Source organism: Mesorhizobium sp. B2-8-5, from assembly GCF_006440675.2.
GTDB lineage: Bacteria > Pseudomonadota > Alphaproteobacteria > Rhizobiales > Rhizobiaceae > Mesorhizobium.
The window spans coordinates 3,525,891-3,541,913 of sequence record NZ_CP083951.1; the positions used below are offsets into that span (position 1 = coordinate 3,525,891).

General features: G+C 64.3%; 15 protein-coding genes. 8 read left to right on the forward strand and 7 right to left on the reverse strand.

What is annotated here, in order from left to right:
- Positions 1–15 precede the first annotated feature (15 nt).
- A complete protein-coding gene (locus tag FJ430_RS17040; protein WP_140710596.1) occupies positions 16–1,593 on the reverse strand; it encodes a trimethylamine methyltransferase family protein in 1,578 nt (525 codons plus the stop codon).
- 199 nt (positions 1,594–1,792) lie between these two features.
- Here FJ430_RS17040 and FJ430_RS17045 point away from each other — a divergent pair, with 199 nt between their 5' ends.
- The 5 genes from FJ430_RS17045 to FJ430_RS17065 all read left to right on the forward strand — a co-directional run bounded on the left by FJ430_RS17045 (position 1,793) and on the right by FJ430_RS17065 (position 7,964).
- The gene (locus FJ430_RS17045) at positions 1,793–2,965 is read left to right on the forward strand and encodes an MFS transporter (RefSeq protein WP_140710598.1); all 1,173 of its coding nucleotides are present in this window, start codon (positions 1,793–1,795) and stop codon (positions 2,963–2,965) included.
- A 94-nt stretch (positions 2,966–3,059) separates the two neighbouring features.
- The gene (locus tag FJ430_RS17050; protein ID WP_140710600.1) at positions 3,060–4,220 is read left to right on the forward strand and encodes an MFS transporter; all 1,161 of its coding nucleotides are present in this window, start codon (positions 3,060–3,062) and stop codon (positions 4,218–4,220) included.
- 73 nt (positions 4,221–4,293) lie between these two features.
- Positions 4,294–6,363, forward strand: coding sequence for a prolyl oligopeptidase family serine peptidase (locus FJ430_RS17055; protein ID WP_140710602.1), 2,070 nt, complete (start codon positions 4,294–4,296; stop codon positions 6,361–6,363).
- Positions 6,364–6,409: 46 nt separating this feature from the next.
- Positions 6,410–6,532 carry a hypothetical protein gene (locus FJ430_RS17060; RefSeq protein ID WP_041003987.1) on the forward strand — a complete coding sequence of 41 codons (123 nt, stop codon included), beginning with the start codon at positions 6,410–6,412 and terminating at the stop codon, positions 6,530–6,532.
- 52 nt (positions 6,533–6,584) lie between these two features.
- The gene (locus tag FJ430_RS17065) at positions 6,585–7,964 is read left to right on the forward strand and encodes an aspartate aminotransferase family protein (protein ID WP_140710604.1); all 1,380 of its coding nucleotides are present in this window, start codon (positions 6,585–6,587) and stop codon (positions 7,962–7,964) included.
- 308 nt (positions 7,965–8,272) lie between these two features.
- Here FJ430_RS17065 and mmsB read toward each other — a convergent pair whose 3' ends face one another.
- Both mmsB and FJ430_RS17075 read right to left on the reverse strand, forming a co-directional pair.
- A complete protein-coding gene (gene mmsB, locus FJ430_RS17070) occupies positions 8,273–9,157 on the reverse strand; it encodes a 3-hydroxyisobutyrate dehydrogenase (protein WP_140710608.1) in 885 nt (294 codons plus the stop codon).
- Between the two features lie 26 nt (positions 9,158–9,183).
- Positions 9,184–10,350, reverse strand: a complete 1,167-nt coding sequence (locus FJ430_RS17075) for an isobutyryl-CoA dehydrogenase (protein WP_140710610.1) — start codon at positions 10,348–10,350, stop codon at positions 9,184–9,186.
- A gap of 139 nt (positions 10,351–10,489) precedes the next feature.
- Between FJ430_RS17075 and FJ430_RS17080 the strand changes: the two genes are divergently transcribed.
- Together FJ430_RS17080 and FJ430_RS17085 are read left to right on the forward strand one after the other, a co-directional pair.
- Positions 10,490–11,095, forward strand: a complete 606-nt coding sequence (locus tag FJ430_RS17080; RefSeq protein WP_140710612.1) for a dimethylsulfonioproprionate lyase family protein — start codon at positions 10,490–10,492, stop codon at positions 11,093–11,095.
- The gene (locus FJ430_RS17085; protein ID WP_140710614.1) at positions 11,095–12,570 is read left to right on the forward strand and encodes a cobyric acid synthase; all 1,476 of its coding nucleotides are present in this window, start codon (positions 11,095–11,097) and stop codon (positions 12,568–12,570) included. Before FJ430_RS17080 ends, FJ430_RS17085 begins: the two co-directional genes overlap by 1 nt.
- 308 nt (positions 12,571–12,878) lie before the next feature.
- On the opposite strand, the gene FJ430_RS17090 is transcribed toward FJ430_RS17085, so the two are convergent.
- From FJ430_RS17090 to FJ430_RS17105, 4 genes are all read right to left on the reverse strand, one after another.
- The gene (locus FJ430_RS17090) at positions 12,879–13,295 is read right to left on the reverse strand and encodes a VOC family protein (protein WP_140710616.1); all 417 of its coding nucleotides are present in this window, start codon (positions 13,293–13,295) and stop codon (positions 12,879–12,881) included.
- An 84-nt stretch (positions 13,296–13,379) separates the two neighbouring features.
- The gene (locus FJ430_RS17095) at positions 13,380–14,213 is read right to left on the reverse strand and encodes a helix-turn-helix domain-containing protein (RefSeq protein WP_140710618.1); all 834 of its coding nucleotides are present in this window, start codon (positions 14,211–14,213) and stop codon (positions 13,380–13,382) included.
- Positions 14,214–14,342: 129 nt separating this feature from the next.
- The gene (locus FJ430_RS17100) at positions 14,343–14,513 is read right to left on the reverse strand and encodes a hypothetical protein (RefSeq protein ID WP_140653476.1); all 171 of its coding nucleotides are present in this window, start codon (positions 14,511–14,513) and stop codon (positions 14,343–14,345) included.
- A gap of 52 nt (positions 14,514–14,565) precedes the next feature.
- Positions 14,566–15,351, reverse strand: a complete 786-nt coding sequence (locus tag FJ430_RS17105) for a TSUP family transporter (protein ID WP_140710702.1) — start codon at positions 15,349–15,351, stop codon at positions 14,566–14,568.
- A gap of 227 nt (positions 15,352–15,578) precedes the next feature.
- Between FJ430_RS17105 and FJ430_RS17110 the strand changes: the two genes are divergently transcribed.
- On the forward strand, positions 15,579–16,010 hold the full coding sequence (locus FJ430_RS17110) for a TerB family tellurite resistance protein (protein WP_140710620.1): 432 nt from the start codon (positions 15,579–15,581) through the stop codon (positions 16,008–16,010).
- Positions 16,011–16,023 lie beyond the last annotated feature (13 nt).

Below are 16,023 nucleotides of genomic sequence, written 5' to 3' on the forward strand. Positions count from 1 at the left end.
CCAACCGACCGATGATCAGAAATCCGTCGGCGCGCCGCCTTCGGCGCGGCGCTTCTCGACGAAGTCGTTGAGTTCCTCGCGGATGGCCGGATCCATATAGGGCTCCTCGTAGGAGGCAAGGCGCTCCTTCCAGACCTTGTTGGTCCGCTCCATCGCCGTCGGCGAGCCGGCCTCGGTCCAGGTCTCGAAGTTGCGCCAGTCGGACACGATCGGCGAATAGAAGGCGGTCTTGTAACGCGCCTGCGTGTGCGGGGTGCCGAAGAAATGGCCGCCGGGGCCGACCGACCGGATGGCGTCGAAGCCGAGCGCGTCCTCGGAGAGGTCGAGCGGGGTGAGGAACTCGGCCGCCATCTGCAAAAGATCTATGTCGAGGATGGTCTTTTCATAGGAGCAGCGCAGGCCGCCTTCAAGCCAGCCGGCGCCATGCATCATCAGGTTGCCGCCGCCCTGGATGGCGCCCCACAGCGAGAACACGCTTTCATAGGCGGCCTGCGCGTCGACCGTGTTGGCGGCGCAGGTGTTGGAGGTGCGGTAGGGGATGTTGTAGCGGCGGGCAAGCTGGCCGCCGACAAGCTGCGCCTTCATATATTCGGGCGTGCCGAAGGCCGGCGCGCCGGACTTCATGTCGACATTGGAGGTGAAGCCGCCATAGCCGACCGGCGCGCCCTTCTTCACCATCTGCGCGAAGGCGATCCCGGAGAGCGCCTCGGCGTTCTGCTGCACCAGCGCGCCGGCGACGGTGACGGGCGCCATGGCGCCCGACAGCGTGAACGGCGTGACGATCACGACCTGGCCCATGCTCGACATCTGGATAATGCCTTCCATCATCGGCACGTCGAGCTTGAGCGGCGAATTGGTGTTGATGATGGTAAAGACCGAAGGCTCCTGCATCAGCTGCTCGCGGCTGATGCCGCGGGCGATGCGGGTGATCTCGATGCCGTCGACGTTGCGCTCCTTGCCGAGCGAATAGATGTGGAAGACCTTGTCGGTCAGCGTGGCGAGGTCGCGGATGCATTCCAGATGCCGGACCGACGGATGGATGTCGATCGGTTCGACCGGATAGCCCCCGGTGCAGTGCAGGATGTTGTGCATCTGCGCGAGCCGCAGGAAGTTGCGGTAGTCGGCCTGGTTGCCGGGCCTGCGGCCGCGGTCGAGGTCGGAGCAGTTCGGTGCAGACGCCATCATCGACAGGATGACGTTGTTGCCGCCGAAACGCAGATTGTGCGCCGGGTTGCGGGCATGCAGCGTGAATTCCGAAGGACAGTGCGAGACAAGCTCGAGGATCATGTCACTGTCGAAGCGCACGCGCTCCGAGCCTTCGCGCACGTCCGCGCCATGCGCCTTCATGATGCGGCGGGCTTCGTCGTGCAGGACGTCGACGCCGATCTCCTTCAGCACGCGCAGCGAGGCGAGGTGGATCGATTCCAATTCGTCGTCGGACACGAGCCTGGTCGGGGTCAGCGGGTTCTTCAGCTGCCGGAAGGCGGGCTGCTCGAAGGCGGCCGAGCCGCCGGCGCGCTTTCCCGCGCGGCCGCCACGGCGGGCGCGATCTGTTGCCAATGCCGGTTCGGCGGGATGGAGGGCGGCAGTCATGAGAAGCCTCGTGAGGATGCGAAATTGGCGGCATAATGAACTGGCAGCAATGTCGCCGGTGAGGAGGCGGCGACCACTAGGGCGAGGGAAGCGACATGACGGAAGGGGAGCGGCTGGCTCGCCGAATTGCTTCCGCTGAGGCATCAGGAGGGCTCTCGCCACTGATAATGATGCCGTGATTGTTCAATTGCGAGCCACAATGACCGCTTCCGTCCAGACCGCCGAAGATCGACCGCAATGGGCGGCCCTTGCCGGGGTCACGGCCGCGCTCGCCATGTTCGGCGCGGCGCAAGGGTTGAGCTCGCCGCTGTTCACCCTGCTGATGCAGAGCCAAGGCTTTTCGCCGGGCTTGATCGGACTGTCCGCGGCCATGATGCCGGTCGGGCTGATCCTGTCGGCCTCCTTCGTGCCGGCGGCCGTGCGGCTGGTCGGCGCACGCAACCTGGCGGTCGGCTGCTCCCTGCTTGGTGCGCTGTGCTTCCTGGCTATTGGCTATCTGCAGAACTGGGTCGCCTGGTACGTTATCCGCTTCATCATCGGCGTGGTCATCAACCCGCTCTATGTGCTTGGGGAGGTCTGGGCGCTGTCCCTGGCGCCGCCAGCGCGGCGCGGGCGTGTCATGGGCGTGTTCAACACACTGATGGGCGCCGGCTACGCGGCCGGGCCGTTTACCTTGACCCTTGTCGGCACCGCCGGCTGGGCGCCTTTCGGCGTCGGCATTGCCGGCTTCGCGCTTTGCGCGGTCATTCTGCGCCTCGTCTCCTCCAAGCTCACCGGTTTCGAGGACGATGGCCAGCCCGCCGGTAGTTTTGTCGGCTTCGCGCGGCTCGCGCCGGCGCTGCTTTTGGCCGTGCTGGTCTCCGCCGCCGTTCAGCAGAGCACTTATGCGTTGGTGCCTGTGTTCGGCGCGGGCTACGGCCTGCCCGAAGCGACGCTTGCCGCCCTGGTGATGATGCTTTCGCTGGGCAACATCGTCCTGCAGATCCCGCTTGGCCTGCTCGCCGAACGCTTCGGCGGGCGGCCGATGATCCTCGCCTGCGCCGTGGCGACGACGGCCTGCGCGATCCTGTTGCCGCTCTTGATCGCCACGCCGCTGATCTGGGGCGTGCTGTTGGTGATGGGCGCGGTCGGCTACGGCGTCTACACGATGGCGCTGGTCGAACTCGGCAGCCGCTTCAAGGGCTCGCTGCTGGTCACCGGCAATGCCGCCTTCGCGTTGCTGTGGGGCGTCGGCGGCATTGTCGGCCCGCCCGGCGCCGGGGCCCTGATGCAGGCGATCGGCCCGCTCGGGCTGCCTGCCGTCATCGTTGGGCTCGATGTGCTGCTGGTGTCGTTCGCCTTGTACCGTACCTTGCAGCGCCAGCGCTCCTGACAGGGACTGGCTGGAACATGCGCTTTCGCCGCCAGTTGGCTCTTACGGCAGCCGACCATACCGGCTAAGCCTCCAGGCGATTGGAGCAAGACCGATGGCTCTGGCTGGTTCGGAGAGCGGCGAGACGGTGCAGTGGGCCGCGATCACCGGCGTGATCGCGACCGTGTCTGTCTTCGCCATCGCGCAAGGACTTTCCTATCCGCTGCTCAGCTTCATCCTGCAGCGTCAGGGCGTTTCGCCGGCGGTGATCGGGCTGTCGGCGGCAATGACGCCGGTCGGCTTCATCCTGTCCTCGCCACTGATCCCGGGGCTGGCGCGCCGGTTCGGGGCAGGGCGCACCGCGCTGACTTGCGCCGCGCTCTCGGCGCTGGTGCTGGCGCTGATCGGCTGGACGCAAAATGTCTATCTGTGGTTTCCGCTGCGCCTCCTGATCGGCGTGGTGACCAACCCGCTCTATGTCTTGAGCGAAATCTGGGTGATTGCGCTTGCGCCGCCGGCCCGGCGCGGCCGCGTCATGGGCATCTATTCGACAATCATCTCGGCGGGCTTCGCGGCCGGACCGCTCTGCCTGCTTGCCGTCGGCACCGAAGGCTGGCCGCCTTTCCTGGTCGGCATTCTAGCCTTCCTCTTCTGCGGCGGTTGCCTGGCCGCGGTGGTGAAGCGGCTGCCGAAGGTCGACGAGGCCGATAACAAGATGTCGGTGCTGGGCTTCATACCCTTGGCCTGGCTGCTGATGTCGGCGGTTGTCGTCGCGGCCGGGTTCGAGCAGGCGATACTGGCACTGTTGCCGGTCTATGGGACGCATCACGGCATTCCCGAGGCGCGCATGTCGGCGCTGCTTTCCGTGATGATCGCCGGCAACATCGCCATGCAGGTGCCGCTCGGCCTGCTCGCCGAAAAACTGACGGCGCGCCTGGTGCGGTTCGGCTGCGTGGCGGTAACCATCCTTGGATGCGCGCTTTTGCCGGCGCTGATCGAGACGCCGCTGATCTGGGGCTGCGTCTTTATCTGGGGCGCCGTTTCCTACGGCATCTACACGATGTCGATCATCGAGCTCGGCGAACGCTTCACCGGCTCGGCGCTGGTCGCTGGCAATGCCGCCTTCTCGCTGATGTGGGGTTTTGGCGGCATCATCGTGCCGCCGCTCACCGGTGGCGTTATGGATGTCATCGGCGCCGCCGGCCTGCCGGTCACGCTTGGTGCAATCTGCGCGGCGCTGGCGGCGGCGACGATCGCGCGCCGGCGGGTTTTGTAATCGGTCCCCACATGGCTCTTGAATATCAAGGCAGCGAACGCGATGTAGGCGAGGCCGCCAGATGGAGACCTGCATGACCAGCACGATGACCAGAACCCAGCCCGGATTGACCGCCAACGATCCCTACCTCTGGCTTGAGGATCGCAACGGCAAGGAAGCGCTGGACTGGGTTCATCGCCAGAACGCGCTGACGGTCGCCGAACTGCAGGGCGATCCTTCCTATCAGGCGACATTCGAAACCGCGCTCGACCTGATGACCGCCGAGGACAATATGCCGGTCGGGGCGGCGCTTGCCGGCTACGTCTATAATTTCTGGCAGGACAAGACCAACGCGCTTGGACTGTGGCGGCGCACGTGTGTCGCTTCCTACAAGACCGACAAGCCGGATTGGGAGACGATCATCGATTTCGACCAGCTCTCGGCGAAGGAAGGCGTGAAATGGGTGTTTGGCGGGGCGAGCCGGCTCTATCCCGATTTCAACCGCTGCCTGCTCTACATGTCGCCCGATGGCGGCGACGCCAGCGAGATGCGCGAGTTCGACATCGCGACGAGGTCCTTTGTCGAAGGGGGGTTTTCCGCGCGCGCTTCCAAGTCGGGCTTTTCCTGGCTGGACAAGGATACCGTCATCGTCTCTGCCGCTTTCGAGGAAGACGACAGGACGCAGTCCGGCTATCCGCGCGTGATCAAGCTGTGGCGGCGCGGCACCAAGCTCGAGGACGCGACGCCGATCTTCGAAGGCGAAAAGCAACATCTGGCGGTCGGTGGCGGCGTGGAGCATGACGGCGACAAGCGGCATGTCCTGCTCGGCAAGACGCTCGACTTCTTCACCTCCCACAGTTTCCTGCGGCTGGCTTCGGGCGAGAACCGGCGCATCCCGCTGCCCGACGACGCCACCGACACGGCGATCTTCAAGGGCCAGCTTATCTTCGGCGTGCGCAGCCCCTGGACGGCGCCGGACGGCACGCACTGCCTGCCCGATGGGCTCTATTCGGTCGATTTCGATCGCTGGATTGAAACGGGTGCGTTCGAACGGATCGAGACGCTCCTCGAACCGGAGCACCGCGTTTCCATTGCGGGCCTCGCCAGGACGCAGGACCGGCTGTTCATCAACCTGATGGACAATGTGCGCGGCAAGGTCATCGCCTGCGACCGCGCCGCAGATGGCTGGTCGCTGAAACGGATTGCGCTGCCCGACAACGGCAATGTCGGCATCAGCCATGTCGAGCATTTCGGCTCGAGCGTGTCCTTCTCCTTCACCGATTTCCTGACGCCGAGCTCGATCATCTGGTCGGACGACAATGGCGAGACACTTGAAACGGTGAAGTCGCAGCCGGCCCGCTTCGACGCCTCGCCTTATGTTTCGGAGCAGTTCGAGGCGCGCTCGAAGGACGGCACGATGATCCCGTATTTCGTGGTGCGGCGCCGCGACCAGAAAGGACCGGTGCCGGCATTGCTCTACGGCTATGGCGGTTTCGAGGTGCCGTTGCTGCCGGGCTATGCCGGCATCCGCGGCAAGCTCTGGCTGGACAAGGGCAACGCCTATGTCCAGGCCAACATCCGCGGCGGCGGCGAGTTCGGCCCGGCCTGGCACCAGGCCGCGCTCAAGGGCAAGCGCCAGAACGCCTTCGACGATTTCGCTGCCGTTGCCGAGGATGTGGTCAAGCGCGGCATCACCACGGCGGCGCAGCTCGGCATACACGGCGGCTCCAACGGCGGCCTGCTCACCGGCACGTCGCTGACGCAGCGGCCGGAACTGTTCGGCGCCGTCATCATCGACGTGCCGTTGCTCGACATGCTGCGCTACACCGAACTGCCGCCCGGCGCCTCGTGGATCGCCGAATACGGCGACCCGTCGAAGCCGGAGGAGGCGGCCTGGCTCGGCGCCTATTCGCCTTACCAGCACGTCGCGGCCGATGCTGACTATCCGCCGGTCCTGTTGATGACCTCGACCGCCGACGACCGCGTGCACCCCGGACATGCGCGCAAGATGGCGGCGCGGCTGCGGGAGGCAGGTCACGGCAAGACGCTGTTCTTCGAGGAAACCGAAGGCGGCCATGGCGGGCGCGGCGACCGCCGGCCGCAAGCGGCGCAGACGGCGATGCGCTATATGTTCCTCAAGCGGTCGCTCGGTAAGACCGCCTGACTGGAACCGCTTGAATTTTGGGCCTGAGGCGGCATAAGCTGCCGTCATGATCCGCTTCAGCACATCAGGCGCCTTCGGGGTCGCGGTGACGCCGTCACCGCGGACGCTGCGCGCCGAGCTTTTGCGGCTGTGCGCCCGCATCGGCTATTCGCCGCCTGCCTTCCTCTGACGAATCCGCCGCCGGCTCCCGCCGGATTGGTTCAAGAGGAAAGATCAAACCCATGACCTATCAGAATTATTCGCTGAAGCAGCTTCAGCAGATTGATGCCGCGCATCACCTTCATCCCTTCACCGACCACAAGGAACTGCGTGAAACCGGCTCGCGCATCATCACCCATGCCAACGGCCCGTTCATCTACGATGCCGACGGCACCGAAATCCTCGACGGCATGGCGGGCCTGTGGTGCGTCAATGTCGGCTATGGCCGCGACGAGCTGGCCGAGGTGGCTTACGCGCAGATGAAGGAGCTGCCTTACTACAACTCCTTCTTCAAATGCTCGACGCCGACGCCGGTGCTGTTGTCGAAGAAGCTGGCGGAACTCGCGCCCAAGCATGTCAGCCAGGTCTTTTATGGCTCGTCCGGCTCGGAGGCCAACGATACGGCGCTCAGGCTCGTCCGCCACTATTGGGCGCTCGAAGGCAAGCCCGAGAAGAACCGCGTCATCTCGCGCAAGTCGGCCTATCACGGCTCGACGATAGCCGGCACGTCGCTGGGCGGCATGGAGCCGATGCACAAGCAGCTCGGCGGCGCGGTGCCCAACATCGTCCATGTGATGATGCCCTATGCCTATGAACTCGCGCTGCCCGGCGAAAGCGACCATGATTTCGGCATCCGCGCGGCGAAGGCGGTCGAGGATGCAATCCTCGAAGCAGGCGCCGACAAGGTCGCCGCCTTCATCGGCGAACCGGTGATGGGCGCGGGCGGGGTGAAGATCCCGCCGATGAGCTACTGGCCGGAAGTCGAGCGCATCTGCCGCAAATACGATGTGCTGTTGATGCTGGACGAGGTCATCACCGGCTATGGCCGCACCGGCGAGTGGTTCGCGGCGCAGACGTTCGGGATCGAGCCCGACACCATCACCACCGCCAAGGCGCTGACCTCGGGCTACCAGCCGCTGTCGGCGCTGCTGGTCGGCGATCGTGTGGCCAGGACGCTGGTCGAGAAAGGCGGCGAGTTCTATCACGGCTACACCTATTCCGGTCACCCGGTGGCTTGCGCGGTGGCGCTCAAGAACCTCGAGATCATCGAGAAGGAAGGGCTGGTCGAGCGGGTCAAGAACGACACCGGCCCCTATTTCGCGCAGGCGCTGCAGGAGCGGATCGCCGGGCACAGGCTGGTTGGTGAGGTGCGTTCGATCGGCCTGATGGGTGCGATCGAGATCGTCAAGGACAAGGCGACCAAGGAACGCTATCTGCCCTCGGGAAGCGCCGCGGTCGCGGTGCGCGACCACGCGATCGCGAACGGCATGATGTTGCGGGCCACCGGCGACACGATGATCCTGTCGCCGCCGCTGATCTGGACGCGCGACACGATCGACATGGCTTGCGAACGCATCGCCAAGGCGCTCGATCTCGCGGACGCGGATTTGCGGAAGCGGTAATTGGACTTCGGGCGCTCTTCGAAGAGGGGCGCCCGTTCGATCTCGATGTTCCAGAAACGCAAAAACCGCGTCCCTTCGGGAACGCGGCTCTGCCAGATACGCATGGCATTTCGCTACAGGAATACTTGCGAAACTTACGGGCTCCGGTACGCGAGACCTGATCCGGAGCGCCGGGCAGACGCGATGTCCGCCTCGCAGTCCGTTTTAAAGGCACATCGTTACCGGTGAGTTAGCGAGACCTTAAGCAAATCTAAATTTGCCGGCTTCTGACCGGCGGATATCGAAAATAACCTTAGAAAATCAGTATCTTACGCCGGATTTCCGCGCAGGAAATTAATAATTCCGGAAAAATCGGCGCCGGCATGACCTTGGGCGTTGAACAAGGCATAGAGCTGCGTGGCTTCGGCGCCGAGCGGGGTCACGGCGCCCGCGCCCTGCGCGGCTTCCTGCGACAATTTCAAGTCCTTTAGCATCAGGGCCGCGGCAAAGCCGGGCTTGTAGTCGCGGTTGGCCGGCGAGGTTGGAACAGGGCCGGGGACCGGGCAATAGGTGGTCAGCGACCAGCATTGGCCCGATGAGGTGGAGGCGACATCATACAGCGCCTGGTGCGACAGGCCGAGCTTTTCGGCGAGCACAAAGGCTTCGGCGACGCCTATCATCGAGATGCCGAGGATCATGTTGTTGCAGATCTTCGCGGCTTGGCCGGCACCGTCGCCGCCGCAATGGACGACACGCCCGGCCATCGGCTTCAGGATCGGCTCGGCGGCGGCGAAGGCCTGATCCGAGCCACCAGCCATGAAGGTGAGCGTGCCGGCGGTGGCGCCGCCCGTGCCGCCGGAGACCGGGGCATCGATCGACTGCAAGCCATGCTTCGCGGCAATCGCGTGGGCCTTGCGCGCCGATTCGACATCGATCGTGGAGGAATCTATGAACAGCGCGCCTTTCTTTGCCTTGGGCGCGATGTCCTCATAAACCGACAGCACATGCTTGCCGGCCGGCAGCATGGTGACAACGACATCGGCGTCCTTCACCGCGGCGACGGCATTGGCCTTGACTGTAATGCCGTGCTCTTTCGCAACCGTGAGGTTTTCAGGCACAAGGTCGAAGCCCAGCACCGCATGCCCCGCCTTGACCAGATTGGCGGCCATCGGATTGCCCATGTTGCCCAAGCCGATGAACGCGATGGTGCTCATTGTCTCTCTCCCAAAATTGTCTGCTTTCAGCGACCGATCAACGTCCGCGCAATGATGACGCGCATGATCTCGTTGGTGCCTTCTAGGATCTGGTGGACGCGCAGGTCGCGCACCAGCTTCTCGATGCCGTAATCGTGCAGATAGCCGTAGCCGCCATGCAACTGCAGCGCCTGGTTGGCGATGTCGAAGCCGATATCGGTGACGAAGCGCTTGGCCATCGCCGACCATTTGCCGGCGTCCGGCGCCTTGCGGTCGAGCTTGGAAGCGGCGGCGTAGAGGAAGATGCGGGCCGCCTGCAGCTCCGTCTCCATATCGGCCAGCCTGAACTGCAGCGCCTGGAACTGGTTGATCTTGGAGCCGAAGGCCTTGCGCTCGGCCGTATAGGCCAGCGCCTTGTCGAGCGCCGACTGCGCGCCGCCCAGCGAACAGGCGGCGATGTTGAGCCGGCCGCCATCGAGCCCCGCCATGGCAATGCCGAAGCCGGCGCCTTCGGCGGCAAGCAGGTTCTCGGCCGGCACCTTGCAGTCCTCGAAGACGACCTGGCGGGTCGACTGCATGTGCCAGCCCATCTTGTGTTCGTTGGCGCCGAAGGAGAGGCCCGGCGCGTCCTTCGGCACGACGAAGGTCGAGATGCCTTTCGGACCGTCGGCACCGGTGCGCGCCATCACGACATAAAGGTCGCTGTCGCCGGCGCCGGAGATGAACTGCTTGGCGCCGTTCAAGACATAGTCGCCGCCGCTCTTCACCGCGCGCGTCTTAAGCGCCGCTGCGTCCGAGCCCGAGCCGGGCTCGGTCAGGCAATAGCTCGCCAGCCATTCCATCGAGGTCAGTTTCGGCAGGAGGAGCTGGCGCTGCCCGTCGCTGCCGAAGCGGTCGATCATCGAGGCCGCCATGTTGTGGATGGAAATGAAGGAGGAGAAGGCCGGGTCGGCGTGGGCCAGAGCCTCGAAGATCAGCACCGCATCGAGCCGCCCAAGCGCCGAGCCGCCGACATCGTCGCGCACATAGATGCCGCCGAGGCCGAGCGGCCCGGTCTCACGGATCACATCGGCGGGGAAGTGCTTTGTCTTGTCCCAGTCGAGCGCATTGGGCGCGACGCGGTCCGCCGCGAAGGCCTGGGCCATCTCCTGGATGGCGCGCTGTTCCTCGTTGAGTTCGAACTGGCCAGTGCCCGCATCGACTGTCGCGTCCATGGCGTGCTCCCTGTCGTTTCAGGCCTTCTGGCCTGTCGTTTTTGGCTTTGCGCACCGTTCAATCTAGACCAATGATGCCGCCGCGCAACCCGGCTTCCTGCGGACCGGCTGTGCGTGAAATGACCAACGGAGCTCGTACGTGCCGACAATTTTCGATGAGTTGCTGGACCGGTTCCACGCCTATCTCGCCGGCGCCGACAATAATCTGGTCGCGGACGAAGTCGCGCGCATCGGCTGGGACATGCCTGTCCGTTCGCTCGAACCGCGGGCGCTTGGCTGCCTTGGCTATCTCGATCGCATCGCCGAGCTTGCGTCGGCCGATGCCAAGCCGCTGGCGCGGTTCGTTGCCGACCATCGGGATGAGCTGCGCTGGGGGCAGACCTATACCGCCGCCGATTTCGGGCAGGGCTTTGTCGACAATTACGGCTGGCTGGAAGTGTTCGGCATGCGCGGGCATTTCGTCAATGACGCGGTTGCGGCCGGGCTGCTGATCCTCGGGCCGGACATCGTCTATCCAGACCACCACCACATCGCCGAGGAAATCTACGTCCCGCTGACCGGCGGCACGGAATGGCGGATGGGCGAAGGCGGTTTCCATACTCGCGACGCCGGCGAGGTCATTCACCACGCCTCCAACGTCAGCCATGCCATGCGCACGGGCAAGGAGCCGCTGATGGCTCTCTATCTCTGGCGCGGCGGGCCGCTGGCGCAGAAGTCGACGATCGGCTCGGGAGGCAGAGGCTGATGGCCAAGGCGATCATGCTGCAGGGCACCGGCTCGGATGTCGGCAAGACGGTGCTGGTCGCGGGGCTTTGCCGCGCCGCGAAGAATCGCGGGCTGAAGGTCAGGCCGTTCAAGCCGCAGAACATGTCGAACAACGCCGCCGTCGCCGACATTCCCGGCGGCGACAAGGCCGGCGAGGGCGAGATCGGCCGCGGGCAATGGCTGCAGGCACTGGCCTGCGGCGTCCGGCCGACTGTCCATATGAACCCGGTGCTGCTCAAGCCGCAGAGCGATATCGGCTCGCAAGTGGTGGTTCAGGGCAAGGTCTATGGCGAGGCGCGGGCGCGCGACTACCAGGCGATGAAAGCCGGACTGATGGATGCGGTGCTCGATTCCTGGGCTAAGGTGGGCGAGGGCGCCGACCTGGTGATCGTCGAAGGCGCGGGCTCGCCCGCCGAGATCAACCTCCGCAGCCGCGACATCGCTAATATGGGTTTTGCGACGCGCGCCTATGTGCCGGTGATCCTGGTCGGCGACATCGACCGCGGCGGCGTTATCGCGTCCGTGGCCGGCACGCATCTCATCCTGCCGGAGGAAGACCGGCGCATGATCGCCGGCTATCTCATCAACAAGTTTCGCGGCGATGTGTCGTTGTTCGACGACGGGATCAAGGCGATAGAAACCTTCACCGGCTGGCGCTGCTTCGGCGTCGTGCCGTGGCTGAGTGCCGCGTCCCGGCTGCCTTCGGAGGATTCGGTCGTGCTCGAGCGCCTCGCTTCCGGCGAGAAACGGGCGCTGAAGGTGGCTGTGCCGATGCTGGCGCGCATCGCCAATTTCGACGATTTCGACCCGCTGAAAGCCGAGCCGCAAGTCGAGGTCGTGTTCGTGCCGCCGGGCAAGAAGCTGCCGGAAGATGCCGGGCTGGTTGTCGTCCCCGGCTCGAAGTCGACGATCGGAGACCTGCTCAAATTCCGCGAGAACGGCTGGGACCGGGATCTTCTCGCTCACCGCAAGCGCGGCGGCCATGTGGTCGGCATCTGCGGCGGCTACCAGATGCTCGGCCGCATGGTGCGCGATCCCGACGGCATCGAAGGCAGCGTGACAGAAGCCGAAGGCCTCGGACTGCTCGATATCGAAACGGTGATGGAGCCTGAAAAGACCGTGCGCAATTCAAGCGCGCATTCGGTGCAGTTCGGCCTGCCGCTCGAAGGCTACGAGATCCATCTCGGCCGCACCACCGGCCCGGACACGGCGCGGCCGTCGACGATCCTCAACGGTGTCGAGGACGGCGCGGTTACCGCCGACGGTAAGGTGATCGGCACCTATCTGCACGGGCTTTTTTCTGCCGACGCCTTTCGCGCCGCCTACCTGGAGAGCCTTGGCGTCAGGGGAGGCGGCATTGACTATCGCGCGGACGTCGAGAGGGCGCTGGACGAGGTCGCGGACGAGCTGGAGCGGCATCTCGACTGCGATGCTATTTTTAGACTGGCGCGATAGGTCAGTTCCACCGCAGGGGGACTGGACCGGCCGGATGTGCCTGAGGATCGCGTGCCTTGGCGATTAGCCGAGCCGTTCATGCGGTCGTCATTCTATGGCGGAGCAAGGAGCGAAGCGACGCGCGCAGATCATAGAACCCATTCCGCGACGTCAAGGTGTTGCAACGGTGCAGAATTCGCTCCGCTGCATTCTTCGGCGAAAGTAACGGAATGGATCCTCGGGTCTGCGCGACGGAGCTGCGCTCCTGCTTCGCCCGTGGATGACGAAGTTCAGGCGCTGTTGCCAATCCCCAACGTCGGTGAGACTTCCTATGCCTTCTCTCCCGCCTTCGGCCAATAGGTGCCGAAGGACCAGACATTGTCTTCCAGGTCGAGGCAGATGAACTCGCGGCTGCCATAGTCGCGGTCGACCAGTTCCTGGATGATTCTCGCGCCGGCTTTCTTCGCCTTGGCATAGGTGGCATCGGCGTCGTCGACGGCGATGTAGATCGACTTGCCGCCTCCGCCGGGCTCGCCGACCATCTTGCCGTAATCGTCGTCGCGCGCCGTGCCCAGCATGATCATCGAGGAACCGAAAGTGAGCTCGGCGTGGTGGACGATGTCGCCCTCGCCATAGCGGGCGCGCAGTTCGAAGCCGAAGGCCTCGCTGAGCCAGTCGATCATCTTAGCGGCGTTCCTGTAGCGCAGGGCCGGATAGAGGCGGGGTGCTTCGTTTGCTGTCGGCATGACAATCTCCCTGTGTCGGTTGATGAATGCCAGCCTGTGCGAAAGCGGTCTCGGCGTCTTGAAGAAATGTTACCTCGGTCAGGCCTACATCGACGCCGCGAGCCCGGTCGGCGTTTCTCCGGCCAACTGACGGAACTCGCGCACCAGATGCGACTGGTCGGCGTAGCCGCAATCGGCGGCGATGCCGGCCCAGTCGTCTTCCTGCCGCCTGGACAGCGAGAGCGCGCGGTTGAAGCGCACGATGCGCGACAATGTCTTCGGGCCGATGCCGATCGCGTCGGTGAATCTCGCCGCCAGATGCTTGCGGCTCCAGCCGATCTCACCGGCGAGCGCCGAAACACGGGTGCGGCCGCCCGACATGATGACTGTTCTGTACGCCCAGGCGATTTCGGGCGAAAGCGCATTCGCCTCCGCAAGGCGGCCGGCGATGAAGCCCTCGGCAATGTCGAAGCGCGCGTTCCAATCCGATGCCTCGCCAAGCCGTTCGCGCAATGCCATGCCGTCAAAGCCCAGCGCGTCGTCCAACCCGACCATGCGATCGCGCAACTCGCTCATCGGCAGGCCGAAGAACCGCCTGGCGCCAAGCGGCGTGAAATTGACCTGGACGCAGCAGGAGCCGCCGAAGGATTCGATCATGACCGGCCCAGCATGGAGACCGGCGGCGAAACTGGCGTAGCGATCGTTGTCGCCCGGGCTGTGACCGAGGCCGATGGCGAAGGCTTCGGCGAAGCTGATCACCAGCGGCACGGTCAGCGAAGCATATTCGACGATGCGGAAATGGCCGGGCAATGTCTCGCGATAGCCGCAGATATCCGTGACAATGCCGGCCAGCGAGGCGGGGGGCTTGCGCCGCACCATCTCGAAATGGATGGTCGGAGAGCGGTTATCCTGTCGAAGGCGCTCTGTCTCGTCGGACATGCCGAGAGCCTATCAGAATATGCTCGCAAGAATCAAAAGCGCCCGGCAGGGCCGGGCGCTCCGAGTTGCCTGAGATTGGCTATTAACGGTTAATGCAATTCCGGACGGAAAACTTTTCCTGGAATTGCTTTAGGTGCCGCGCATCAAACAGCCGGCGGCAAGCACGATATAGGCGATGAGCATGATCCAAACGGACGCAAGCGGAATGAATGCAAGAACGCCAAGAGCGGCGATAAGGCCGATGACGGCGATGACCAACGAAATAATGAACACGATCTGGGTGGGCGCACTGAGATTCATGTCTGGTCCCTCCAACCTGATTCGCAACACCCGAATTCTACCAGCATGCGCCTCACATACCAATGAGCTGGCGTAAGGGATTGGCCGGATCGGCCAGCAGCTTCACAGCGAGCGCCAGGCAGACGACCACCAGCAACGGCTTGATCAGCTTGGCGCCGATGCGGATGGCAAGGCTCGCGCCGACACGGGCGCCGATGAACTGTGCCACGCCCATCATCAAGCCGATCTTCCAGTCGATGACGCCGACGGCGGCAAAGACGACGAAACCGCCGATGTTGGAAGCGAAGTTGAGCAGCTTGGTGTGCGCCGTCGCCTTGAGCACGCCGTAGCCGGCAAGGGTGACGAAGGCGAGCATGTAGAAGGAGCCGGCGCCGGGACCGAAGACGCCGTCATAGAAGCCGATCAGCGGCGGGATGATCAGCCCGAACAGGAAAGGCGACAGCCGCTCGGCGCGGTCGACGTCGTCCATGTTCGGCTTCAGCGCGAAATAGAGGGCGATGGCGATCAGGAGCAGCGGCAGCAGGGCGCGCAGGAAATCGCCGGGCACGACCGTCGCCAACAGGGCGCCGACCGCGCCGCCGGCAAGCGCCAGCAGCGCCGACGGCAGCTGGCGGCGCAGGTCGACCTGACCGTTTGCGGCATAATGGATGGTGGCCGAGCCGGAACCGAACATGCCCTGCAATTTGTTCGTGCCAAGTGCCGCGACCGGCGAAAAACCGGCGAGCAGCAGCGCCGGGATCGTGATCAGCCCGCCGCCGCCGGCGATCGAGTCGACAAAACCCGCCGCAAAAGCGGCGGCGACGAGAATAAGGACGGTCTGCAGGGTAAGGTCGATCATCGGGGAGGGGTGATTGGAAGGAAGGAAGCCGCAGCTTCCATCACGCTCAGTCAGTTTGCGCAAGACCAATTCCATGTCAGAGCGGTTCGCCGTTCCACGCCGAACCGCCCGTCCTTCGCTTTGGCGCAATTCCGGACGGAAAGCTACGGCGAAGTCGCCGAGCCTAAACGCTCACACTTTTCCTGGAATTGCTCTAACAATCCAATCGGAATCGCAAAGGGAGCTTGATGGCGATGGCGCTGCTCGACCAGATACGTTCGATCTTCGACGGTGACCCGGGTGTGCGCAAGGTGGCGGACGACCCTGTGCTGTCGGCGGAATTGCTGATGCTGTTCCGCATGATCCTGGCCGACGGCTCGGTCTCGGAGAGAGAGATGGTCGTCTTCCGGCATATCTGCAAGGAAGCCTTCGGCATTCCGGAGGCCTCGATCGACAGCGTCATCGAATATCTCAACGATTATGGCTACGAGACCAACGGCTCGCAGGCGATCGCGCTGTTCCGCGACCTCGATGTCGAGCGCCGAAAGCTGCTTGCGCGCCACATGGCCGAGATCGCCAAGGCCGATGCCAAGCTGGCGGAGAGCGAAGTCCGGCTCCTGCGCCGCACACTCGACCTGCTCGATATCAGTCCGGTCGATGTGGTGAAGCCGGAGAGCTGAAGCAATTCCAGGA